This is a genomic window from Streptomyces sp. NPDC050287 (genome assembly GCF_044459385.1).
Lineage (GTDB): Bacteria > Actinomycetota > Actinomycetes > Streptomycetales > Streptomycetaceae > Streptomyces.
On sequence record NZ_JBITIY010000002.1, the window covers coordinates 331,999 to 351,879 of the forward strand.

At 69.7% G+C, this 19,881-nt stretch carries 17 protein-coding genes; 10 read left to right on the forward strand and 7 right to left on the reverse strand.

All coding sequences use genetic code 11. The annotated features are described in order from the left end of the window. Positions 1-198 precede the first annotated feature (198 nt). On the reverse strand, positions 199-1,266 hold the full coding sequence (locus ACIBK3_RS06865) for an LAETG motif-containing sortase-dependent surface protein (RefSeq protein WP_399362620.1): 1,068 nt from the start codon (positions 1,264-1,266) through the stop codon (positions 199-201). Positions 1,267-1,507: 241 nt separating this feature from the next. Between ACIBK3_RS06865 and ACIBK3_RS06870 the strand changes: the two genes are divergently transcribed. Next, on the forward strand, positions 1,508-2,644 hold the full coding sequence (locus ACIBK3_RS06870) for a hypothetical protein (RefSeq protein ID WP_399362622.1): 1,137 nt from the start codon (positions 1,508-1,510) through the stop codon (positions 2,642-2,644). 579 nt (positions 2,645-3,223) lie between these two features. Here the strand turns inward: ACIBK3_RS06870 and ACIBK3_RS06875 are convergent. After that, positions 3,224-3,550 (reverse strand): chorismate mutase, encoded by a 327-nt coding sequence (locus tag ACIBK3_RS06875; RefSeq protein ID WP_399362623.1) that lies wholly within the window; start codon positions 3,548-3,550, stop codon positions 3,224-3,226. A gap of 331 nt (positions 3,551-3,881) precedes the next feature. Between ACIBK3_RS06875 and guaA the strand changes: the two genes are divergently transcribed. Continuing rightward, positions 3,882-5,462: a glutamine-hydrolyzing GMP synthase gene (guaA, locus tag ACIBK3_RS06880; RefSeq protein WP_399362624.1), complete on the forward strand. Its 1,581-nt coding sequence runs from the start codon at positions 3,882-3,884 to the stop codon at positions 5,460-5,462. An 18-nt stretch (positions 5,463-5,480) separates the two neighbouring features. Here the strand turns inward: guaA and ACIBK3_RS06885 are convergent, their stop codons facing one another. After that, on the reverse strand, positions 5,481-5,960 hold the full coding sequence (locus ACIBK3_RS06885) for a pyridoxamine 5'-phosphate oxidase family protein (RefSeq protein WP_399362626.1): 480 nt from the start codon (positions 5,958-5,960) through the stop codon (positions 5,481-5,483). A 143-nt stretch (positions 5,961-6,103) separates the two neighbouring features. Here ACIBK3_RS06885 and ACIBK3_RS06890 point away from each other — a divergent pair, with 143 nt between their 5' ends. Continuing rightward, complete coding sequence (locus ACIBK3_RS06890; RefSeq protein WP_399362628.1) at positions 6,104-6,913, forward strand: class II aldolase/adducin family protein; 810 nt, start codon at positions 6,104-6,106, stop codon at positions 6,911-6,913. Between the two features lie 4 nt (positions 6,914-6,917). Here ACIBK3_RS06890 and ACIBK3_RS06895 read toward each other — a convergent pair whose 3' ends face one another. Beyond that, positions 6,918-7,814 (reverse strand): DUF4429 domain-containing protein, encoded by an 897-nt coding sequence (locus tag ACIBK3_RS06895; protein WP_399362630.1) that lies wholly within the window; start codon positions 7,812-7,814, stop codon positions 6,918-6,920. Between the two features lie 145 nt (positions 7,815-7,959). Between ACIBK3_RS06895 and ACIBK3_RS06900 the strand changes: the two genes are divergently transcribed. Both ACIBK3_RS06900 and ACIBK3_RS06905 read left to right on the forward strand, forming a co-directional pair. Next, positions 7,960-9,279, forward strand: coding sequence for a hypothetical protein (locus tag ACIBK3_RS06900; RefSeq protein ID WP_399362632.1), 1,320 nt, complete (start codon positions 7,960-7,962; stop codon positions 9,277-9,279). Positions 9,280-9,451: 172 nt separating this feature from the next. After that, the gene (locus tag ACIBK3_RS06905) at positions 9,452-9,982 is read left to right on the forward strand and encodes a DoxX family protein (RefSeq protein WP_399362634.1); all 531 of its coding nucleotides are present in this window, start codon (positions 9,452-9,454) and stop codon (positions 9,980-9,982) included. Between the two features lie 59 nt (positions 9,983-10,041). Here the strand turns inward: ACIBK3_RS06905 and ACIBK3_RS06910 are convergent, their stop codons facing one another. After that, complete coding sequence (locus ACIBK3_RS06910; protein ID WP_399362636.1) at positions 10,042-10,296, reverse strand: hypothetical protein; 255 nt, start codon at positions 10,294-10,296, stop codon at positions 10,042-10,044. After that, positions 10,283-11,776, reverse strand: coding sequence for a PspC domain-containing protein (locus tag ACIBK3_RS06915; protein ID WP_399362638.1), 1,494 nt, complete (start codon positions 11,774-11,776; stop codon positions 10,283-10,285). Before ACIBK3_RS06915 ends, ACIBK3_RS06910 begins: the two co-directional genes overlap by 14 nt. A 179-nt stretch (positions 11,777-11,955) precedes the next feature. Here ACIBK3_RS06915 and ACIBK3_RS06920 point away from each other — a divergent pair, with 179 nt between their 5' ends. The 5 genes from ACIBK3_RS06920 (at position 11,956) to ACIBK3_RS06940 (ending at position 19,371) form a co-directional block, all read left to right on the forward strand. Further along, positions 11,956-13,248, forward strand: coding sequence for a PspC domain-containing protein (locus tag ACIBK3_RS06920; RefSeq protein WP_399362640.1), 1,293 nt, complete (start codon positions 11,956-11,958; stop codon positions 13,246-13,248). After that, a complete protein-coding gene (locus ACIBK3_RS06925; RefSeq protein WP_399362642.1) occupies positions 13,245-13,970 on the forward strand; it encodes a LuxR C-terminal-related transcriptional regulator in 726 nt (241 codons plus the stop codon). The genes ACIBK3_RS06920 and ACIBK3_RS06925 overlap by 4 nt, the downstream gene beginning before the upstream one ends. Before the next feature lie 62 nt (positions 13,971-14,032). After that, on the forward strand, positions 14,033-15,292 hold the full coding sequence (locus ACIBK3_RS06930) for an ATP/GTP-binding protein (protein ID WP_399362644.1): 1,260 nt from the start codon (positions 14,033-14,035) through the stop codon (positions 15,290-15,292). Beyond that, positions 15,292-16,005, forward strand: coding sequence for an RloB family protein (locus tag ACIBK3_RS06935; protein ID WP_399362646.1), 714 nt, complete (start codon positions 15,292-15,294; stop codon positions 16,003-16,005). The genes ACIBK3_RS06930 and ACIBK3_RS06935 overlap by 1 nt, the downstream gene beginning before the upstream one ends. A 78-nt stretch (positions 16,006-16,083) precedes the next feature. Beyond that, the gene (locus ACIBK3_RS06940) at positions 16,084-19,371 is read left to right on the forward strand and encodes an N-6 DNA methylase (RefSeq protein WP_399362648.1); all 3,288 of its coding nucleotides are present in this window, start codon (positions 16,084-16,086) and stop codon (positions 19,369-19,371) included. Here the strand turns inward: ACIBK3_RS06940 and ACIBK3_RS06945 are convergent. Further along, a complete protein-coding gene (locus ACIBK3_RS06945; RefSeq protein WP_399362650.1) occupies positions 19,327-19,761 on the reverse strand; it encodes an ATP-binding protein in 435 nt (144 codons plus the stop codon). The genes ACIBK3_RS06940 and ACIBK3_RS06945 overlap by 45 nt on opposite strands. Positions 19,762-19,881: the final 120 nt, after the last annotated feature.

The window sequence follows — 19,881 nt, forward strand, 5'->3', positions numbered from 1 at the left end:
CGACGGCCGGTCCACCGTGAGCGACCGCGGCCGGACCCCGTAAGCACTGGCGGCCGGACCCCGCAAGCACTGGCGGCCGGACCCGTAGGCAAAGAGAAGGACCTGCACCCCCCTCCGAGCGCAGGTCCTTCTCTGTCTTGCGTCTGCTCTGCCTCTGTCCTGCGACGAGGCTCGTCGAGCCTTTGCCGAGGCCGAGGCTTACGCCTCCGCGCCCGCCCTGCGGCGCCGCACCACGAAGATCGCACCCGCTCCGGCGACGACGGCGACCCCGCCGACGAGGCCGATCACCGGCAGCGCCGAGCTGGAACCCGTCTCGGCGAGCGTGCCGGTGGCGGAGACCTCCTTGACGTCCGTGAGGTCCTTCATGCCGCCCTGCGGCTTGGCGTCGTTCGGGTCACCGGCGTCGGAGCCGGCGGCGAGGATGTCGAAGAGGTAGAGCCAGCCGTTCGGGTCGTCGGAGACCCAGCAGCCCTCATCGTCCGCGTACTCGGCGACACCGCCGGTGACGCCGATGGAGTCGGGCACCTTGCCGCTGACGTTCAGCCGCAGCTTGTAGGAGACCGACTGGCCCGCACCGAGCGAGAACGCGTCGAACGTGCCGCCCTCGCCCGCCGTGCCCGCGATCGTCTCCCAGGAGCCGGACGCCTTGTTGAAGACCTGGACCTTGATCTGGCCCGAGTAGTCCTTCTCGTTCTCCCAGCCGAACGCGGCGACACCGATCACCGGCTTGATGTCCTTGACCTCGTCGTCGCCGCGGTTGGACACGTTGAACGAGAACGCGGTCCAGCCGCTGCCGGCCACGATCGTCTCGGGCAGCCCGGACAGACCGCTGGTCACGTGGGCGCTGACTTCGCCGGTGCTGTCGCCGTTCTCGTCGACGCAGAGCTCGGGGTCGCCGCCGGGCTTGCTGGCGCTGGGCGACGGGGACACGGACGGGGAGCTCGTGTCGTCGGCCGGGGTGCTCGTGTCGTCCGAGGGGCTGCTCGTGTCGTCGGCCGGGGTGCTCTGGTCGTCGGCCGGGGTGCTCGTGTCGTCGGCGGGAGTGCTGGCGTCGTCGGCGGGAGTGCTCGTGTCGTCGGCGGGAGTGCTCGCGTCGTCGGTAGGGCTGCTCGCGTCGGCGGTGGGCGTCGTCTCGTCGGCCGCGGGGCTGCTCGTCGAGGTGTTCGGCGTCTCGTCCGTCGCGAAGGCGACCGGCGCGGACAGAAGAGTGAGCGGGGCTATGACGGCAGTTGCGGCCGCGGCCACCATGGCACGACGAAGCTTCATGAAGACCTCAGGAGTCAGATGTGAATCCGGTGTGCCGCGTATGGGCGGCACACTTGGGGGAGGCCTCCGCGTGTGGGGCACGGGTGTGGCCGTTGGTTCTGGGTGTTTGATCCGTGAGCCATGTGAATGGTTGCCCTGGCACTCACAAGTTTCTTTTGTGGGCTGAGTCACACCCCAAATCCCCCTGGATCTCCCCGGATCTGCTTGTGAAGCGCTTTCCCAACCCTTAGAAATGTGCGTCGTGTCTGAAAAGCCGTCCGAGGAACCGTCCTCGACCCCGGAGATCCCCGACGACGTCTGGGAACAGTTCGCCCGCGACACCGAACGGGACATCCGCGACTCGGCCCCCAAGGAGCCCTCCGCGCGCGCCCGCTTGGTGACCGAGCGGCTGCGGCAGCAGGAGGCGCGGGGCGAACAGCCGGAGGGCTGGCGCACCGGCCCTCAGCGGCGTGGGATGGACGGGCGCGCGGCAAGGCGTCGGCGCCTGTGGGCGGTTGCCGGCGTGGTCGCCGCCCTGGCGGTGGCCGTCGTGGCCATCAAGCCGTCGCTGCTGCCGGGCGACCCGTTCGGCAAGGGAACACCGCGGGCCGGCGCCTCACCGCTGCCGTTGGAGACCGCGGCCCCGACCGCACCCCCGGCCGCAGCGGACCCCGAAACCCCCACGCTGGACGAGCCGTTCGCGGGCTCCCCGGCCCTGGGGTGGGCCGACGGCGCGGCCGGCATCGTCCCGCCGAAGGCCACGGCCCTCGGCGGCCTGTCGAAGGACCGGGTCGAACTCGCGCTCCAGCAGACCAAGAAGCTGCTCGTCCACGCCAACCTCGACAAGAAGACCCTGCGCGGCGAACACCCCGGGGCCGCCCTCGCCGTCCTCGACCCGAAGCAGCCGCAACTGCTCGACGACCTCGACCGTTCCCTGCGCGCCCCCGGCAAGAAGGACGACCCGCTGCGCATGTTCAGCCGCTTCGACCCCGCCGACGTGGAACTGGTCGGCGATGTGGTCAAGACGCGTGGCCGGATGACGTTCGAGAAGGGCGACCAAGGGGGCGTGGCCGTGCACGCCGACTACACCTTCGTCTACCCGCTCGTACGGACCGACGGCTCGGTCGAGGTGACCCGCACCATCGTCCGCCGCGTCCTCGACGTGGAACTCCTCGACCCCGCCCGCTACCGGACCACACCGGGCAGGCTCAACGTCCTGCGCTACGACATCAACTCGGGCAACTCGGCCTGCGGTGTGTACGACGGCTATCTGCACCCGCGGTTCGACACGTCCGACCGGACGGGCGAGCCCGCGACGGGCCCGACGACGGACCCGTACGACCGCAGCAAGGACCTGGACGCGAACCCGGACACCTGCGGAACGGTGTCCCGCATCTGAGACCCCGATGCCTGAATCCCGGGCGTCTGGATCTCCGACCGGGACAGACGAGGGGCCCCGCGGGCTCGCGCCCGCGGGGCCCCTCTTCAGTCAGCACCGACGTCAGGGCAGCGCCGGTGCCTGGGAGCGGCGCCGGGGGTAGCGCCGCCGGCCTGTGTGCCCGGGGTCGGCGCCCCGGCGCATGCGGGGCGCGCGGATGGTCTCGACCTTTGGCGGTGGGGGACGAGACGTATGCGGTTGTCCACGGCGGGACTTGGGGGGCTTTCTGTGCATCGTGCTCGAAGGCGGCGGCCCCCGCAACCGTTCGGCCCACCCTGGTGCTTCTTCTCGTAATTCCGCGGCCGACCCCGGGCGTCCCCGGAGCCGGCCGTTCTCTTGGGTGACCGGGCTGCTGTCCCCTGCCGTCCGGTCACTTGCCTGGAGCGAGGTCCCACGACGCACGGCACGATCCGTACGTCTCATCGCTCCAGCGAGCCACGCGTGGTTCTTTCGCGCCCGCCCCTGGCTGGCACGGACACCACGCCCAACGAAACGTCGCGCGCCGCGGTCACGCGCCGTACGGGTGAGAGCGTCCCGAACTCAGATGCGACCCCGGCACAGTTCGAGGAGCGTCATCGCGAGGGACGTCCCCGGCTTGCCGAGCGCCTCGCTGTAGTGGTTGAGGATCTCCATCTCGCGGGACAGGTTCACGCGCCGCCCGCCGGAGGTGATCCGCGCCTCCTGGATCACGGCGGACACGGCCATCCGCTCCTGGATCAGCCCGATGATCCGGTCATCCAGAGCGTCGATGCGCTCACGGGCACCGGTGATCACGTCGGCGGCCTCGGGGGTACGGGCACCGGTCACGTCGGTGGCGGTCGTGGCGGTCACGCCGGTCGTGGCGGTCTCCGCGGTCGTGGCGGTCATGTCGGGGCTCCTCATCGAAAGGCGGAAGGCGGAAGGGATGCGGTGCGGTGCCCCGGGCGGCAAGATCCGGAAAACACCAGGCGCCCCGGACCTTGTCGGCCCGGGGCGCCTGGGAAGTCGCTTGTCAGTAACTCAAGCAGCACGACCATGGCAGCCGGCGGGCCGGTTGCCATAGGTAAAGAGGAAGGTCGGTTGCGTGAGCATGGGCGCCAGTATGCCACGGAAAATTTCCGGCGCCGGTGCTCACCTCTCAGGTGCCGGGGTCCCGCCCGCGCCCACCTCGGTAGAATCGGAGAGCACAGAGACCCCGCCCCACCGCCGGAAGGCCCCCGTGTCATCAGCGACCCCCGCTGCCGCCGCCCCCGACACCGTCCTGGTCGTCGACTTCGGCGCGCAGTACGCCCAGCTCATCGCCCGTCGCGTCCGCGAGGCACGGGTCTACAGCGAGATCGTGCCGAGCACCATGCCGGTGGCGGAGATGCTCGCCAAGAACCCGGCGGCGATCATCCTCTCCGGCGGCCCTTCCTCGGTGTACGCCGACGAGGCCCCCCGTCTCGACCGCGAGCTCTTCGAGGCCGGTGTTCCCCTCTTCGGCATGTGCTACGGCTTCCAGCTGATGGCGCAGACCCTCGGCGGCACCGTCGACAACACGGGCGCCCGCGAGTACGGCCGTACGCCGCTGCACGTCTCGAAGCCCGCCTCCACCCTCTTCGAGGGCACCCCCGACGAGCAGCCGGTGTGGATGTCGCACGGCGACGCCTGCTCCGCCGCGCCCGAGGGCTTCACCGTCACCGCGTCCACGGACGTCGTCCCGGTCGCCGCCTTCGAGAACGACGAGAAGAAGCTCTACGGCGTCCAGTACCACCCCGAGGTCATGCACACCACGCACGGCCAGCAGGTGCTGGAGCACTTCCTGTACCGGGGCGCGGGCCTCACCCCGAGCTGGACCACGGGCAACGTGATCGAGGAGCAGGTCGCCGCGATCCGCGAGCAGGTCGGCGACAAGCGGGCCATCTGCGGGCTCTCCGGCGGTGTGGACTCCGCCGTCGCCGCGGCCCTCGTCCAGCGGGCCATCGGCTCCCAGCTGACCTGCGTGTACGTCGACCACGGTCTGATGCGCAAGGGCGAGACCGAGCAGGTCGAGAAGGACTTCGTGGCAGCGACCGGCGTCCAGCTGAAGGTCGTGGACGCCGAGGAGCGGTTCCTGACCGCCCTGAAGGGTGTCTCCGACCCGGAGCAGAAGCGGAAGATCATCGGCCGGGAGTTCATCCGGGTCTTCGAGCAGGCGCAGGCCGAGATCATCGCGGACGCGGGTCCCGAGGTCGCCTTCCTGGTCCAGGGCACGCTGTACCCGGACGTCGTCGAGTCCGGCGGCGGCACCGGCACCGCCAACATCAAGTCCCACCACAACGTGGGCGGCCTCCCCGAGGACCTCGAGTTCCAGCTCATCGAGCCGCTGCGCAAGCTGTTCAAGGACGAGGTCCGCATGGTCGGCCAGGAACTCGGCCTGCCGGACGAGATCGTCCAGCGCCAGCCGTTCCCCGGACCCGGCCTGGGCATCCGTATCGTCGGCGAGGTCACCAAGGAGCGTCTGGACCTGCTCCGGGAAGCCGACGCCATCGCCCGTGAGGAGCTGACCGCGGCCGGCCTCGACCGGGACATCTGGCAGTGCCCGGTGGTCCTGCTCGCGGACGTCCGCAGCGTCGGAGTCCAGGGAGACGGCCGCACCTACGGCCACCCGATCGTGCTGCGCCCCGTCTCCTCCGAGGACGCCATGACCGCCGACTGGTCGCGGCTGCCGTACGACGTCCTCGCGAAGATCTCGACCCGGATCACCAACGAGGTCAAGGACGTCAACCGGGTCGTCCTCGACGTGACGTCGAAGCCGCCGGGGACCATCGAGTGGGAATGATCCCGCTGTCCGTGAAGGTCATGTCCGCCTGAGTGTGCGCGCCGGCTCTGAGGGCTTCCAGACCTGGACGACCAGGTACGTGTCGTCCTCGACGTAGGTCCGTACGACCTCCGTCAGCTCGGTGCGGAAGAGGTGGAACGGCTCCGGCGGTTCCACCTCTTCGACGTACCGGGTCCTGGTCTCCGGGTCCTCCACCTCGATCGCCCGGCCGCTGATCCGTACGTCGCCGCCGCCCATGCTCTGGCCCTCCCCGGGGTTCGCCTGGAGTGCGAAACGCGGGTCGCGGCGCAGGTCGAGGGCCTTGAGCGAGTCGGGCATCATGCCCAGCCACAGCTCGCCGTTCAGGAACCGCACTTCCAGGCCGGTGGTGCGCGGCGAGCCGTCCTTGCGCAGGGTCGCGAGGACGTGGTGCGTGAAGGCGCCGAAGCGTGCCTCGACCGTCTTGGCGAGGTCGGGTTCCGCGGCGGAGAAAGCCGCCCAGTTCGCTGTCCGGTTCATAGCGGCCAGTCTCGCGCCGATACCCGACATCTTCTGTCGTGTATTGCTTGCGTGCGTCATCTTTACAACGCTGCGCTGTTCTCCTGCGCTGACCGACGGTAACTTCCGCCCCGTAAAGCACCCGCAGTGCTGGAGGACGACACATGTACGGGACGCCCGGAGCCGGGCCCACACCGCCGATGCCGCTGCCCACCGACCGGCTGCGGTTCGCGATGCCGCCGATGCACGAATCGGTCGACGACGAGCGACGGCACCGCAAGGAGCGGCTCGCGGGCGCCCTGCGTATCTTCGGCCGGCTCGGCTTCGAGGACGGGGTGTCGGGGCACATCACCGCCCGCGACCCCGAGTACAGCGACTGCTTCTGGGTCAATCCGTTCGGGATACCGTTCAAGCACGTCACCGTGAGCGACCTGGTGCTGGCCAACTCCGACGGGCAGGTGATCGAGGGCGGCTACCACGTCAACCAGGCCGCGTTCACCGTGCACGCCCAGGTGCACGCCGCCCGCCCCGACGTCGTCGCCGTCGCCCACTGCCACTCCGTGTACGGCCGCGCCCTGTCCACGCTGGGCGACCTCCTGGACCCGATCACCCAGGAGAGCTGCGCCTTCTACGAGGACCACGCCCTGTACGACGCCTACTCCGGCGTCGCCGTCGACGCCGACGAGGGCCGCCGTATCGCCACCGCCCTCGGTACCCGCAAGGCACTCGTGCTGCGCAACCACGGCCTGCTGACCGTCGGCGACTCCGTGGACGCGGCGGCCTGGTGGTTCCTGTCGTTGGAACGGTCCTGCCAGGTGCAGCTGACAGCGAAGGCCGCCGGTCGGCCCGTCCTGATCGACCACAGGATGGCGGTGGCGACCCGGGAGCAGCTGGGCGGGGACCTGGTGGCGTGGATCAACTACCAGCCGATGTGGCAGGACATCACTCGCAGCGAACCGGACCTGTTGAGCTGACGGTTCAGAAACCCCGCAGGACGGCCGCCTTGGTCATCGTGAACTCCTCGTCCGTGAGCACGCCGTCGCGATGCAGCTCGCCCAACTCGCGCAGCCTTCGCAGGAGTACGTCGTGATGGTCGGCCGAGGGTCCGACGGCCGCCGCGAGGCGGGGCCGGGCGGCGCGCCGTTGGCCGTCCTCGGCACCGGTGCGGGCGGAGGGGTGCGGCAGCCGGGCCGTGACGGCGGCGGCGACGATCGCCGTGAGCAGGTCGCGGCGGGGGCTGCCCCACAGGTCAAGGGCGTACGGGTCCTTCTCGGGCGGCAGCTTGGAGAACGCCGTCTCACGGGTGGCGAAGCGCAGGAAACCGTCCTCATGACCGGAGTTGGGCAGCCACTCGACCTGGACGACGTCCCCGATGTCGATGATCCGCGGACCGGTGGCCCGTTTGACCCGGTCGGAGGTGTCGGACCAGTCGATCCGCACCTGGGTGCCGTCGAAGGAGACCGTGCCGTCGGAGGAACGCACCGAGACCGGGACCGGCGGCCCGGGCAGGAGGTACGCCTCGGCCGATTCCTGGGGGATCTGGTCCAGGAGCAGCGCGTGGCGGATCTCCTCGGCCACGTACTCGGCGACTCCCGCCCGGTCGATGTCCACCACCAGCCGGTAGGGATCGGCCGGATCGGGCAGCCGTCCACCGGTCGCCTGAAGCAGCGGATCCGCGCCTTCGCGCAGTCGTATGCGAAGCCGCCCGCGCTTGCGTTCGGGTTCGAAGACCACACCCGAGACGGCCTCCAGGGGCACGGCGATCTCCCCGTACGTCTGCCGGAACAGCGGCACGGAGCGGTGCAGGCCCGGCGTGATCCGGACCGTGCTGCCGTCGAAGGCCCAGGTCCCGTCGCGCTGGATGATCTCGGCCATGGCCACATTCTCGCAGCCGGGTCAACACGCCGGTCCCTGCTTCACCCCGCGCTGACCGGACCTGGCCGACGCGGACCGTGTCCGATAGGGCACAATTCGCTGTCACGGTAGGGGAGTTGCGGGGCCGGGAAGGCGGACGTCGGACGTGGCGGTGCAGGAGGCGAGACAGGGCGTGAGCGGGGGCGCGCAGGGCGGTCCCGGGGGTGCGCGGGGCGGACCTCGGGGAGCGCACGAAGGGGGCTGCACCTGCGGGGACTGTCCGCACGGGGCGCGGGCCGGCCACCGGCAGGCGGTCGCCGCGTTCCTGCTGAAACGGGACGGGTTCGCGGCTGGGGAGGGGCTGCCCGCGGGCGTGGCCCACTCGGCCTCGGCCTCCCGCCAGTGGGTCTCGGAGGAGCTGACCCAGTCCGCCGAACTGGTCGCCGCACGCGGCCGGGCCGAGGGCGAGGCCTGGCTGGCCCTGCTGTGGCGCCGTACCGCGATCATGGTGTGGGCGCTCGTCGTCCTGCTGCTCCTGGTGCAGGCCCTCACCGCGATCGGCGCCGGCTGGACGACCGCGCGCACGGCCGGACTGCTGGCCGCCCTGCTCCTGGCGGGGGTGCTGACCGCGGCCTCCTGGTTCCACCGGGCGCGCGGGGGTGCGCTGGCGCCGGTGATCGGCGAGGACAACCGCCTGTCCACCTCCCGCGCGGTGGCGGTCGGCTGGGTGCTCTTCGTCGCGTACGCCGTGCTCGTCCTGGTCGGCCGCCTGGCCGCCGCCTCCGACCACGCCGAACGCGACGCGCTGATCTCCGGTCTCCAACTCGCCCGCGGCGCCGGCGTGGTGACCGTCCTCGCCGTGGTCTGCGGGATCGCCGTGCTGGTACGGCGCGTGGTCGGACTGCGCGTCCTCGGGCAACGCCTGCAGAAGGTCCGGGCGGACCGGCCTCGCGCCGCCGATCTCCTGACGGACGACGCGGGCCGGGGCACCTTCGCCGACATCCAGTACGTCGTCATCAGCACGGTGTCCCTCCTGTTCGCGGCGGTACGGCTCGCCCGGCGCCCCGACCAGTTGCCGGACCTGCCCTGGGGACTGGCGGTGGTGGTGCTGGTGTCGGCGGGGACCTATCTCGCCGGGAAGTACGCGGAGGGCGGCCGCCCGGTCATCCTCTCCGTCGTACGGGCCCGTGAGGCCGGCGACCTGGACGGGCCCATCCGCACCGGCGACGACGTCGAGATCCGCGGCGCCGGATTCGTGCCCCCGGGCGCGCAGACAGCGGACCGGCTGTCGCGGATGGTCGTGCGTATCGGCGCGGTGAATGTGCGGGTGCCGCTGGTGCCGGTGACCGGCGGTTTCAGCAACCCGACGGACTCGGTGCTCACCGTGCCGGTGCCGGTGGACGTGGAACCGGGCCGCGTGGAGGTCCAGGTGGTGACGGCGGCCGGGGTGGAGACGAACCGGTACCAGATCGACGTCACCGAGTGATCGACGTGACCGGGCAGCGGTCGCAGGGCCAGGATCGTCGAGTTCGCCGATATCGGAGAATCTGGTCAGGACAAGGGAGAAACTGGTCGGGACAGGATTGAGCGCGGCTCTTCTGTCGTACGTATCGTCCTTGAAGGGGTCATGCACGGCAGGCGAGAGGCGGCTTGGAGCGATGACTCACAGCATTCGTACGGACACGCACTCCCCCTATCTCGACGGCGGCCGCGACTGGCGGGACTCCGCCGTCCGCTACGCACTCCTCCCACTCCGCGTCTTCCTCGGCGTCACCTTCATCTACGCCGGACTGGACAAACTCACCGACAGCGCCTTCATGAAGGCCTCCGGCTCCGGTTCCGTCGGTGACCTGATGCGCACCGTCCGCGACTCCTCCGCCATCCCGGCCCTGGTCGACCTGGCCCTGAAGAACCCCTCCGGCTTCGGCTACGCCATCGCCTTCGGTGAACTCGCCGTCGGCATCGGCACCCTGATCGGCCTCCTCACCCGCCTGGCCGCCCTCGGCGGCGCCCTGATCTCGCTCAGCCTGTGGCTGACCGTGAGCTGGGCCTCCGACCCGTACTACTACGGCAACGACCTCGCCTACCTCATGGCCTGGATCCCCCTCGTCCTGGCCGGTGCCCCCGTCCTCTCCCTGGACGCGGCCATTCGATCTCGCCGCCGACAGCGGTCGGGGGCGTATCGCTAGGGGCGCCCCTGCCCACCTCCATGGCGTCCACGGGGGCCACGGAGCCCTCGGCCCGGGTGTCAGTGCCGTATCTCAGTCGGGGCTTTCGTCGGTGCTCCTGTGGGCTCCGGATGGCGCGCTTTCCGGCGTCTGCGCAGGGACCCGGTCACGAGGGCCACCATGCCCGCCAGGAACAGACCGATCACGACCACGGGGATCACCGCGAACCACGGGGTCTCCCAGAGGCCGCCCGCGTCACCGGCGTAGATGATGCCCGCGAGGGTGAGGAACAGGCCGGCGACCAGCTTTCCGGGCTGGAACTCATGACGCAGCACGGCTCACCTCCGCCTGGCCCACGCCCACCTGGAGGTCGAGGTCGACCGTGCCGGCGCTCCTCACGCCTCGGTTCGGCTCCAGGGTCACCTGCTTGTACCTGCCCGGCTCCACGTCCACGTCCTTCTGCTCGTCACCCGGCAACTGGATGTCGCCCACCCCCACGTCGATGTTCAGCTTCACCGTCAGGTCCGGCGGCACGACCACCCGGACCCGGCCCACGCCCACCTCGACCTCCGACTCCACCGTCTGCCCCTCGGCCAACCGCAGCCCCGTCAGGTCCAGGGTGCCGACGCCGGTGCCGAGGTCGTACTTCCGCTGGAGGTCGGCCACCGCGGCGGGCCGCCAGGTCGTGCGCACCCAGTCCGTGCCGATGTTCTTCGGCAGCGCCGCCGAACCCGCCAGCAGGCCCGCCGTGATGATCGCCAGGAAGATCGACCCCGCGCCCGTACGCCCCAGGTACGCGCTGAGGGCGATACCGCCGCCCAGCACGATGAGCGCGCTGGCCAGACCGGTCTGCAGGCTGGTGCCGAGTGCCTGCTCCTCCCATGTCGCCCCCGTGCCGATGCCGCCCGCGAGAAGGGCCAGGAGGAACACCCAGCCGCCGATCCAGCGGGGACCGCGCGGCTTGGGCTCCCGCGCGGGCGGCGTGCGTATGTCCTGGCGGCCGGCCCAGCCGGTGCCGAGGCTGATGTTGACGGCCGCGGCGATGTCCCGGTCACGGGAATCGCGTGGTCCCCACAGATAGCCGGTGCCGCCGACATGGGTGCCGTCCTTGACGATGGGGTCCCGCCACCAGGACGGGTACGCGGCGGGGACCGGCGGTGCCTGGGCCTCCGGCGGCGCGTCGGCGACGGCCTGCGCCGCCAGCGGGTCCGTGTCGGGCGCGCCACGGTGCCGCGACCAGTACCCGGCGCCGGCGAGGAGCAGGGAGAGGACAACCGCGAAGGTCAGCACCGAGCCGTTGTTCAGCAGCGTCAGGAACACCCCGCAGCCGACCAGCGCGAACAGCACGGCCGCCAGCGCCTGGCCGTCCACACGGCCGGCGAAGAGCTTGCGGACCTCGTTCTCGTCCTCGTCGTCGTACGGGACGAAGAGCCACGCGAAGCCGTAGAAGATGAGGCCGATGCCGCCGGTCGCGGAGAGCACGGCGAGGGTGATCCGGAAGATCACCGGATCCATGTCGCACTGCCGCCCGAGTCCGGCACACACCCCGGCGAGCATCTTGAGCCGCCGGTCACGCCGGAACGTGCGGGGCGGTTCGGCCGGGTCGGTGGCCGCGGACACGTCGGCGTCGGCGTCCCCCCGCTCGCCCGCACCCCGCTCCTGTGGCGTACCCCCCTCCCCGTGCGCGCCCCGCTGCGTCCGCGTGTGCGCCTCCTCGTGCGCGCGCGGTTCCTTTTCCGCGGCGCGGGCGGGGCGCGTGCCGGACGAGGTGCCCTCGTCCGGCACGGAGTCCGCGGCGTGCTGGTGCTCTGTCATGTGTCCATGGTGACGGGCGAGCCCGCGCGACGGCAGTCGGTATGACCCTGGCCCGACCCTGATATCGCCCCTGACCCGGCGCCGGGGAAGCGTTCGACCGCTGGGCCCGTCGAAGATCAGGGGTGTCTCGGGGGACAACCCTGATGCCCCGGACAGCCCGCCGTGTGACCATCGTTGGCATGCCGGAAGCCGCAGCAGCGCCCCTCGTACCACCGCGGCCGCCGCGCAAGCTCTACCGCAGCAGTGACGGACGCTGGCTCGGTGGCGTGGCGCGGGGGCTCGCCGGTCATCTCGGGCTGCCCGTGATCTGGGTGCGGCTGGTCTTCGTCGGCCTGTTCATGGCGGACGGCCTCGGGGCCCTGCTGTATGCCGCGTTCTGGTTCTTCGTACCTCTCGGTGTCGGCGGCGTCGGCGGTCAGCGGCCCCCTTCCCTGGTCAGCACCGAGACCTCGCCGGACGGCCGCCGCAAGCTCGTCGCCCGCAGACCGGACAAGGGCCAGATCGTGGCCCTGCTGCTCATGGTCGTCGTGGCCATGGTCTTCGTCGGCAATGTGAACCTCGGCAACGGCGCGAAGGCGTATCTGTGGCCGATCGTCCTGGTCGGCGCGGGCGTCGCCCTGGTCTGGCGGCAGGCGGACAACGCCCGGCGGGCCCGCTGGGTCGAGGCGGGCCGCCGTCGGCGGACGCTCACGCTGCTGCGCGCGGGCGCCGGTGTCCTGCTCGTCACCGCCGGCGTCTCCGGGATCTTCGTCCTGCAGGGCTCCGCCGCCCACCTCGGCTCGGTCCTCCAGGCCGCGCTCGCGGTTCTCGTCGGTATAACGCTCCTCGCCGGCCCCTACCTCGTGCGCATGACCCAGGACCTCTCCGAGGAGCGTCTGATGCGCATCCGCGCGCAGGAGCGTGCGGAGGTGGCCGCTCATGTCCACGACTCGGTGCTGCACACCCTGACCCTGATCCAGCGCAACGCGGAGAACGCGAACGAGGTGCGCCGCCTCGCCCGCGCCCAGGAGCGTGACCTGCGCACCTGGCTCTACAAACCCGAGGGCACCGGAAAGGACGAGGCCGACGAACCGACCACCCTCGCCGACGCGGTCCGGCGCAACGCCGCGGAGGTCGAGGACAAGCACGGCGTCCCCATCGAGGTCGTGGTCGTCGGCGACTGCCCCCTCGACGAGAGAATCGGGGCACAGATGCAGGCCGCGCGTGAGGCGATGGTGAACGCGGCCAAGTACGGTGGCGAGGGCGGGGCCGTACAGGTCTTCGCCGAAGTCGAGGGAAAGACGGTCTTCGTGTCCGTCCGGGACCGCGGGCCCGGCTTCGACCTCGACTCGATACCCGCCGACCGTATGGGCGTCAGAGAATCGATCATCGGCCGTATGGAGCGCTACGGCGGCACGGCGCGACTGCGCGCGGTGCCGGACGGCGGCACGGAGGTCGAGTTGGAGATGGAGAGGGCGGAGAAGACGTCATGAGCGACCCGACCGAGACGAACGCGGAGCCCACGGAGCCGATGCCTGGTGGCGGCCCGGCCGAGCGGCACGCGCGCGTGGTCCTCGTCGACGACCACCGCATGTTCCGTACCGGCGTCCAGGCCGAGATCGGCCGGACCGAGCAGACCGGCGTCGAGGTGGTCGGCGAGGCCGCCGACGTCGACCAGGCGGTCACGGTCATCACCGCGACCCGGCCCGAGGTGGTCCTGCTCGACGTCCACCTCCCGGGCGGCGGCGGCGTCGAAGTACTGCGCCGCTGCGCCCCGTTGATGGCCGACGCCGAGCAGCCCGTGCGCTTCCTCGCGCTGTCCGTCTCGGACGCGGCGGAGGACGTGATCGGCGTGATCCGCGGCGGAGCGAGGGGCTACGTCACGAAGACGATCACCGGCACGGATCTGATCAACTCCATCTTCCGGGTCCAGGAAGGCGACGCGGTCTTCTCGCCTCGGCTCGCCGGCTTCGTCCTGGACGCCTTCGCGTCCACGGACGCACCACCCGTCGACGAGGATCTCGACCGCCTCACCCAGCGCGAGCGGGAAGTGCTGCGGCTCATCGCCCGCGGCTACGCCTACAAGGAGATCGCCAAACAGCTGTTCATCTCGGTGAAGACGGTCGAGTCACACGTCTCGGCGGTCCTGCGCAAGCTCCAGCTGTCCAACCGGCACGAGCTGACGCGGTGGGCGACGGCTCGGCGGTTGGTCTGACTGTCCGGTAGCCGCGCCGACGATCACACCGTTACGCTGTGCCCGACGGGAGGAGGGCTCGTATGCTGCTGCGTTTCCGTACGGCGAACGTACGGTCACTGCGTGACGAGCAGGAGCTGTCCTTCGTCGTTCCACCTGGTGAGGAATCCGACGCGGCGCGACCAGTCCAGCTCTCGGACGGCAGGCAGCTGGGCATTTATCCGGTGATCGGGGTCTTCGGTGCCAACGCCTCGGGGAAGTCCAACATCATCACCGCGTTGAAGAAGATGAAAAGCGCGGTTCTGGACTCCTACGGCTTGTGGACCTCCTACACCGGCGTCCCCGAGCGCGAGCCCTTCGCTCTTGACGCCGAGTCGGCAGGTGAAAGCACTTTCTACGAGGCGGATTTCGTCCTGGACGACGGGGTGCGTTGGACCTACGGGTTCGAGCTCGGGGATCGACGCGTGGAGTCTGAATGGCTTCACGCCTATCCCAAAGGCCGTCGGCAGGTCTGGCTGGACCGGGACGCCGCGCGGGACAACGTCTTCGACTTCCCGGGCGACCGCATCCAGGACCGTGCGCGCCTGGCACGTTCCACACGCCCCAACGCTCTGCTTCTGAGCCGTGCCGCGAGCGACAACCATCCCCAGCTGTCCCGCATCTACGGCTGGTTCCGATCGAACCTCTGGGACATCACCCCTGAGACCGAGCTGAAGGACCGGGAAGGCTACACGGCCCAGCAACTCCTCGACGACAGGAACAGAGAACGGGTCCGGGAACTGCTGAGAGTGGCTGACCTGGGCATCCAGGGTGCCGAAGTGGAGCGTCAGCCGGGAGTAAGAGCCCCCGCGGTAAGGTTGCTGCACGGAAGCGACCGCGACACCGCTGTGGCCCTCGACTGGGCGAAGGAGTCGTTCGGTACCCGTTCTTGGTTCGCTCTGATCGGGCCGCTCCTCCTGGCCCTCGACAGCGGAGCCGTACTGCTCATCGACGAACTGGACGCGAGCCTGCACCCGAAGTTCGCAGCCGAGGTGGTCAGGCTGTTCCAGGCCCCCTGGGCCAATGAGAAGAACGCCCAACTGCTGTTCACCTCGCATGATGCCTCGCTCTTGAAGAGGCCCCGAGGGGGACGGCTCCTCGAACCGGGGCAGATCTGGCTGACGGAGAAGGACAAGCGCGGAGCCACCGAGCTGTTCCCGCTGAGCGACTTCGACCCTAAGCCCGAGGAAGACCTCGAGGACTCGTACCTGGCCGGCGCGTACGGCGCCGTACCGAATGTCGACCAGGGGCAGATCGGACGCAAGGTACTCACGGCACTGGCAGGGGAGGCAGAGCGTTCCTGATGGCGAGGGACAGGGGGCGGGACAATCCCGTACGCGCCAAGCGGCAGCGGAAGCTGCGGCGCGAGGTGTACGTCTTCACCGAGGGCGCGGTCACGGAACCAGGCTTCATCACTTTTGTGACGGAGAACGGCTCCCGCAAGGAACCCGATCACGAGATCGTCTGCAAGGTCGAGAACCGCAGTGCGCCGACCAAGCGACGCAAGCCGCTTCCCCTGGTGGAAGAAGCGGTCACCAAGTGGCGTGAGGTCCAGCGCGCCGCCGAGAAAGCCGGGATCGAGCCCGACGACTGGAACTGGCCACAGGTGTGGTGCCTGTTCGACCGGGACCGGCACGAAGACATCCCCACGGCGTTCTCCAGGGCCAGGAAAGAAAAGGTGCATGTCGCCTACTCCCACCCGTGCTTCGAACTGTGGCGACTGCTGCACTACCAGAATTACACGAGCACCTTCGGGGGAGTGTGCGACAGCGCGGCGGACATGCTGAAACAGCAGCCGGGATTCGCGCAGACCTACGGCCCCTCGATCCGTTCCGTCTCCGAGGAACAGGCCAAGCACGTCATGCCGCGTCAGCTGAGGGGCCGGTACAAGACGGCGCAGCGTTACGCGGAGCGCCTCGCGCGCCGCCACTCCGGCCGCCAGGACCAGAACGGATGGGACCCGTACACGGACGTCTGGAAGTTCGTCGAGGACGGGCTGGACGTTTCCGACTACTGACCGGGCAGTCGATGGACCACTCGCGTTTCACCGTCAGGTTGCTACCGGAAGTCGATCAGTCACCAGGGAGAGCCGTACGTGGCCAAGCTCACGCTCGCGCAGTTGGAACGCCATTTCTTCGCGGCGGTCGACATCCTGCGCGGCACGATGGACGCCGCCGAGTACCGCGACTTCATCTTCGTGCTGCTGTTCCTCAAGCGGGTCAACGACGAGTTCGAGGCGGCACGCGAGGCGATCATCAAGGAGCGCCTCGCGGAGGGCGATACCCAGGAGGAGGCCGAGGACGAGGCCGAGTCGTACGAGTGGTACGACGCACACGGTGTGATCTTCGTGCCCGAGGCCGCCCGCTGGGACCGACTGGTGGGCGCGGTCGACAACGTAGCGAGAGAGTACCTCCAGCCCGCGTTGGACGCATTGGAACGCCAACCCGGCAACAGCGAGCTGCGGGGCCTCTTCTCGCACGTCAACTTCGACCGCATCGGGGGCGGCGGCAGCGCCCGTAAGTCGGCAGCCGAACTGGCCGACAAGCGCCTGGCCGCCCTGATCGACCACTTCGGCGGCATCCGGCTGCGCGGCGAGGACTTCGAGTTCCCTGACATGATCGGTGCCGCGTACGAGTACCTGATCAAGGACTTCGCGGACTCGGCGGGCGGCAAGGGCGGGGAGTTCTTCACCCCCCGTGCCGTCGTCCGCATGATGGTGGAACTGGCCCGCCCGCACGGCGACATGAGGGTGTACGACCCTTGCGTGGGCTCGGGCGGCATGCTCATCCACGCCATGGAGTACGTGGACGAGCACGGCGGCGACTCCCGCAACCTGGTCCTTGCCGGGCAGGACGCCAACAGCGGCTCCTGGGTGATGGCCACGATGAATATGCTGTTCCACAGGGCGAAGAAGTTCTCCCTGCGCACGGGTGACATCCTCACCAACCCCCACCACCCCGAGGGCGGTTTCGACCTCGCCCTCAGCAACCCGCCCTTCTCCATGGACTACAAGAAGGACGAGGTCCCGCGCCTGAAGGCGCGGATGCCGCACGGCGAGACGTCCGAGCGCGGCAAGGCGGACCTGATGTTCCTCCAGCACATGCTGGACATGGTGAAGCAGCGGTCGGGCGCGGTCTTCACGGTCATGCCGCACGGCGTACTCTTCCGGGGCGGCGAGGAACAGAAGATCCGCGCGAAGCTGCTGATGGAGCACGACCTGATCGAGGCCGTCATCGGCCTCGCGCCCAACCTGTTCTACGGCACCGGCATCCCCGCCTGCGTACTGGTCCTGCGCCCGCCGAGCCGGCGCCGCCCCGACCGCCGTGGCAGGGTCCTGTTCATCAACGCGGACCGTGAGTTCCACGCCGAGCGAGCGCAGAACATCCTGCTCTCCGAGCACATCGAGAAGATTGTCTCGACGTTCCACTCGTGGCAGGACGACGAGGTTTTCGAGGACGTGCCCGGCTTCGCGCGCGCGGTCACGCGAGACGAACTGGCAGACAGCAAGTTCAACTTCAACATCCGCCGTTACGTCGACAACACCCCGCCGCCGGAACCGCAGGATGTACGGGCGCACCTGGTGGGCGGCGTGCCGGTGGCGGAGATCGAGGCGAAGAAGACGCTGCTGGACGCCTACGACATCAAGGTGGCGGACCTGTTCGACGTACGGGTCGACGACCTGACCTACGTCGACTTCCCCGAGCCGGAGCGCCGTCCGGACGCGGCGCGTCTCGCGGAGTTGGCGAGTGGCCGGGAGGAGAATCTGTGGGATGCCTTCGATGCGTGGTGGGCGGCGGAGGCGGAACAGATCGCGGCGCTTGAACCTGCGGACGGCGACGACCGCACCGAACAGGAGCGCAAGGCCCAGCTGGCCCGGCTGCGGGGGGACCTGATCGGCAGCTTCCGCGAGCGCCTGCTGTCGGTGGGACTTCTCGACCGGTATGCACTTGCGGGTGCCGTGGCCGGCTGGTGGCACGACGCGAAGAACGAGCTGAAGGCGTTGTCGGTCACCGGGTTCCCGGGTGTCGTCGACGGGTGGGTAGAAACGGTCAAGGAGCTGGTCGCACCCGAAGCGGACCCGTGGATGGGCAGGCCACGTGCTCACACGGCGGCGGAGCGGCGGCAGGCGTACGGCCACAAGGTGGTCGCGGCCCTCGTACCGGACTTCTTGGAGGAACTGGCTCGGGTGGACGGAACGCTTGCCGGACTGACCGCGGAGCTGAAAGAGGCCGAAGCCGCGCTGCAGGTTCAGGCCGTGGCGGAGGACGGCGAGTCCGGCGCGTCCGTGCCGGAACCGGCCGAGGCGACCCTCGCCCGGAACGACTTGCATGCGCTCAAGCGGCAGCGGATCGCCGCGAGGAAGGCGCTCACCGCCCTGGAAGCCGACTTCCTTCCGAGACTGGCACACGCGCGTGGCACGCTGGCCGAAAGGGCGGGAGAGCGTGATCTCGTCCTCGGAATCCTGCGCGACAGCCTGGCGGGCAGGATTCAGAAGCTTGCGGGCAGCAGGCGCCGCGAACTCGTCGACACATACGGTCGCTGGCAGGAGAAGTACCGGCTGTCCTTCCGCGAGATCGAGCAGCAGCTGTACGACACCTCTCAGGGCGCGGCACAGAACAACCCCTGGTCCCAGAGGCGGGTCTGGAACGTCACGGCAGAGAGCGCACGGACGGCGGCCGGACGGCAGGAGATCGCGGCCGTCGTCCGCGAACTGATCGACGCGGAGAAGACAGTCGAAGCTGCCCTCGCAAAGCTGGAGTTCGACGAGCTGATGGAACCGCTTACGCTGCTGGCACCCGACGCCGTGGAGGAGGGCGGCGTACGACGCCTGCCGTTGAGCGAAGTCCTCGTGTCGGCGCGGACCGGGACCTGGACGCGCCATGAGTCGTCGACCGGTGTTCCTGTGATCGGCCCCGGCAACCTGACGACGACAGGTCTCGACGTCGATCCGTCCCGGCTCCGCCATGCCGACATCGGCGCCCTGCTGGAAACCGGGGACGTACTGCTGTCCGCCGTACAGACGGACGAAGGCTTCAGGATTGCGCTGTGGCAGGGGCAACTGGCACGGGCAGTCGTCGGCACGCAAGTCATCTGTCTCAGACCGCGCCCGAATGTGTTGTCCCCTCACTATCTGGCGGCATGGCTGCGACTGCCCCAGGTCCAGGACCGGCTTGTCACCGTGGCGCGGACGTCGACAGCCGGTATGACGGTTCTCAACGTGGGTCGCCTGCTCGATGTGGAGATGGAGTTGCCCGGCAGAACGGAGCAGCGGGCACTTGAGGAGCGGGCAGAGCTGCTTCATGCGCAGCAACTGGTACGGCACCGACAACTCGCCAAGCTACGGCTGATCAGAGGGGTGTTGACCGGAGTCCTCACCCAGTGAGCGGACCAGCTCGAACCAGACGGTCTTGCCGATGCCGCCGGACCGAGGTCTCGCACCCCAGCGGTCCGACAGCGCCGCCACGAGCGCCAAGCCTCGGCCGGACTCGTCGTTCGGCAGCGCCGGCCGGGGCGTCGGCGGTGTGCCGTTCGCGTCCGCGACCGAGACGCGGAGGCGTTCGGCCTCCAGGGTGCAGCGGGTCCAGATCTCGTGTCCGGGAGAGACCCGCGCATGGCGGTACGCGTTCGTCATCAGTTCGCTGAGCAGGAGTACGGCCGTCTCCGTCACCTCGTCGGGGAGCTTCCAGGAGGTGGCCTGCTCCCGGAGGAGGGCCCGGGCCCGGCTCACACTGCGGGCGTGACGGGGCAGCCGCCACTCGACTTCCTCGGGCATGCGCACTTCGTTCCTTGCGTGTGGTTCTCCGTCATTTGCCGTGATCAGGCTGGTGGTTGACGGCTAGCCTCGGGAGTAGCGGTACGGGTACACAGCGTGGCTGTACACGGTGTGACGGCG

Excerpts from the sequence above, each read along its gene's own strand:
- ACIBK3_RS06865 (WP_399362620.1), bottom strand. The coding sequence starts at position 1,266 with ATGAAGCTTCGTCGTGCCATGGTGGCCGCGGCCGCAACTGCCGTCATA.
- ACIBK3_RS06875 (WP_399362623.1), bottom strand. The coding sequence starts at position 3,550 with ATGACCGCCACGACCGCGGAGACCGCCACGACCGGCGTGACCGCCACG.
- ACIBK3_RS06885 (WP_399362626.1), bottom strand. The coding sequence starts at position 5,960 with ATGAACCGGACAGCGAACTGGGCGGCTTTCTCCGCCGCGGAACCCGAC.
- ACIBK3_RS06890 (WP_399362628.1), top strand. The coding sequence starts at position 6,104 with ATGTACGGGACGCCCGGAGCCGGGCCCACACCGCCGATGCCGCTGCCC.
- ACIBK3_RS06895 (WP_399362630.1), bottom strand. The coding sequence starts at position 7,814 with ATGGCCGAGATCATCCAGCGCGACGGGACCTGGGCCTTCGACGGCAGC.
- ACIBK3_RS06905 (WP_399362634.1), top strand. The coding sequence starts at position 9,452 with ATGACTCACAGCATTCGTACGGACACGCACTCCCCCTATCTCGACGGC.
- ACIBK3_RS06915 (WP_399362638.1), bottom strand. The coding sequence starts at position 11,776 with ATGACAGAGCACCAGCACGCCGCGGACTCCGTGCCGGACGAGGGCACC.
- ACIBK3_RS06920 (WP_399362640.1), top strand. The coding sequence starts at position 11,956 with ATGCCGGAAGCCGCAGCAGCGCCCCTCGTACCACCGCGGCCGCCGCGC.
- ACIBK3_RS06925 (WP_399362642.1), top strand. The coding sequence starts at position 13,245 with ATGAGCGACCCGACCGAGACGAACGCGGAGCCCACGGAGCCGATGCCT.
- ACIBK3_RS06930 (WP_399362644.1), top strand. The coding sequence starts at position 14,033 with ATGCTGCTGCGTTTCCGTACGGCGAACGTACGGTCACTGCGTGACGAG.
- ACIBK3_RS06935 (WP_399362646.1), top strand. The coding sequence starts at position 15,292 with ATGGCGAGGGACAGGGGGCGGGACAATCCCGTACGCGCCAAGCGGCAG.
- ACIBK3_RS06945 (WP_399362650.1), bottom strand. The coding sequence starts at position 19,761 with ATGCCCGAGGAAGTCGAGTGGCGGCTGCCCCGTCACGCCCGCAGTGTG.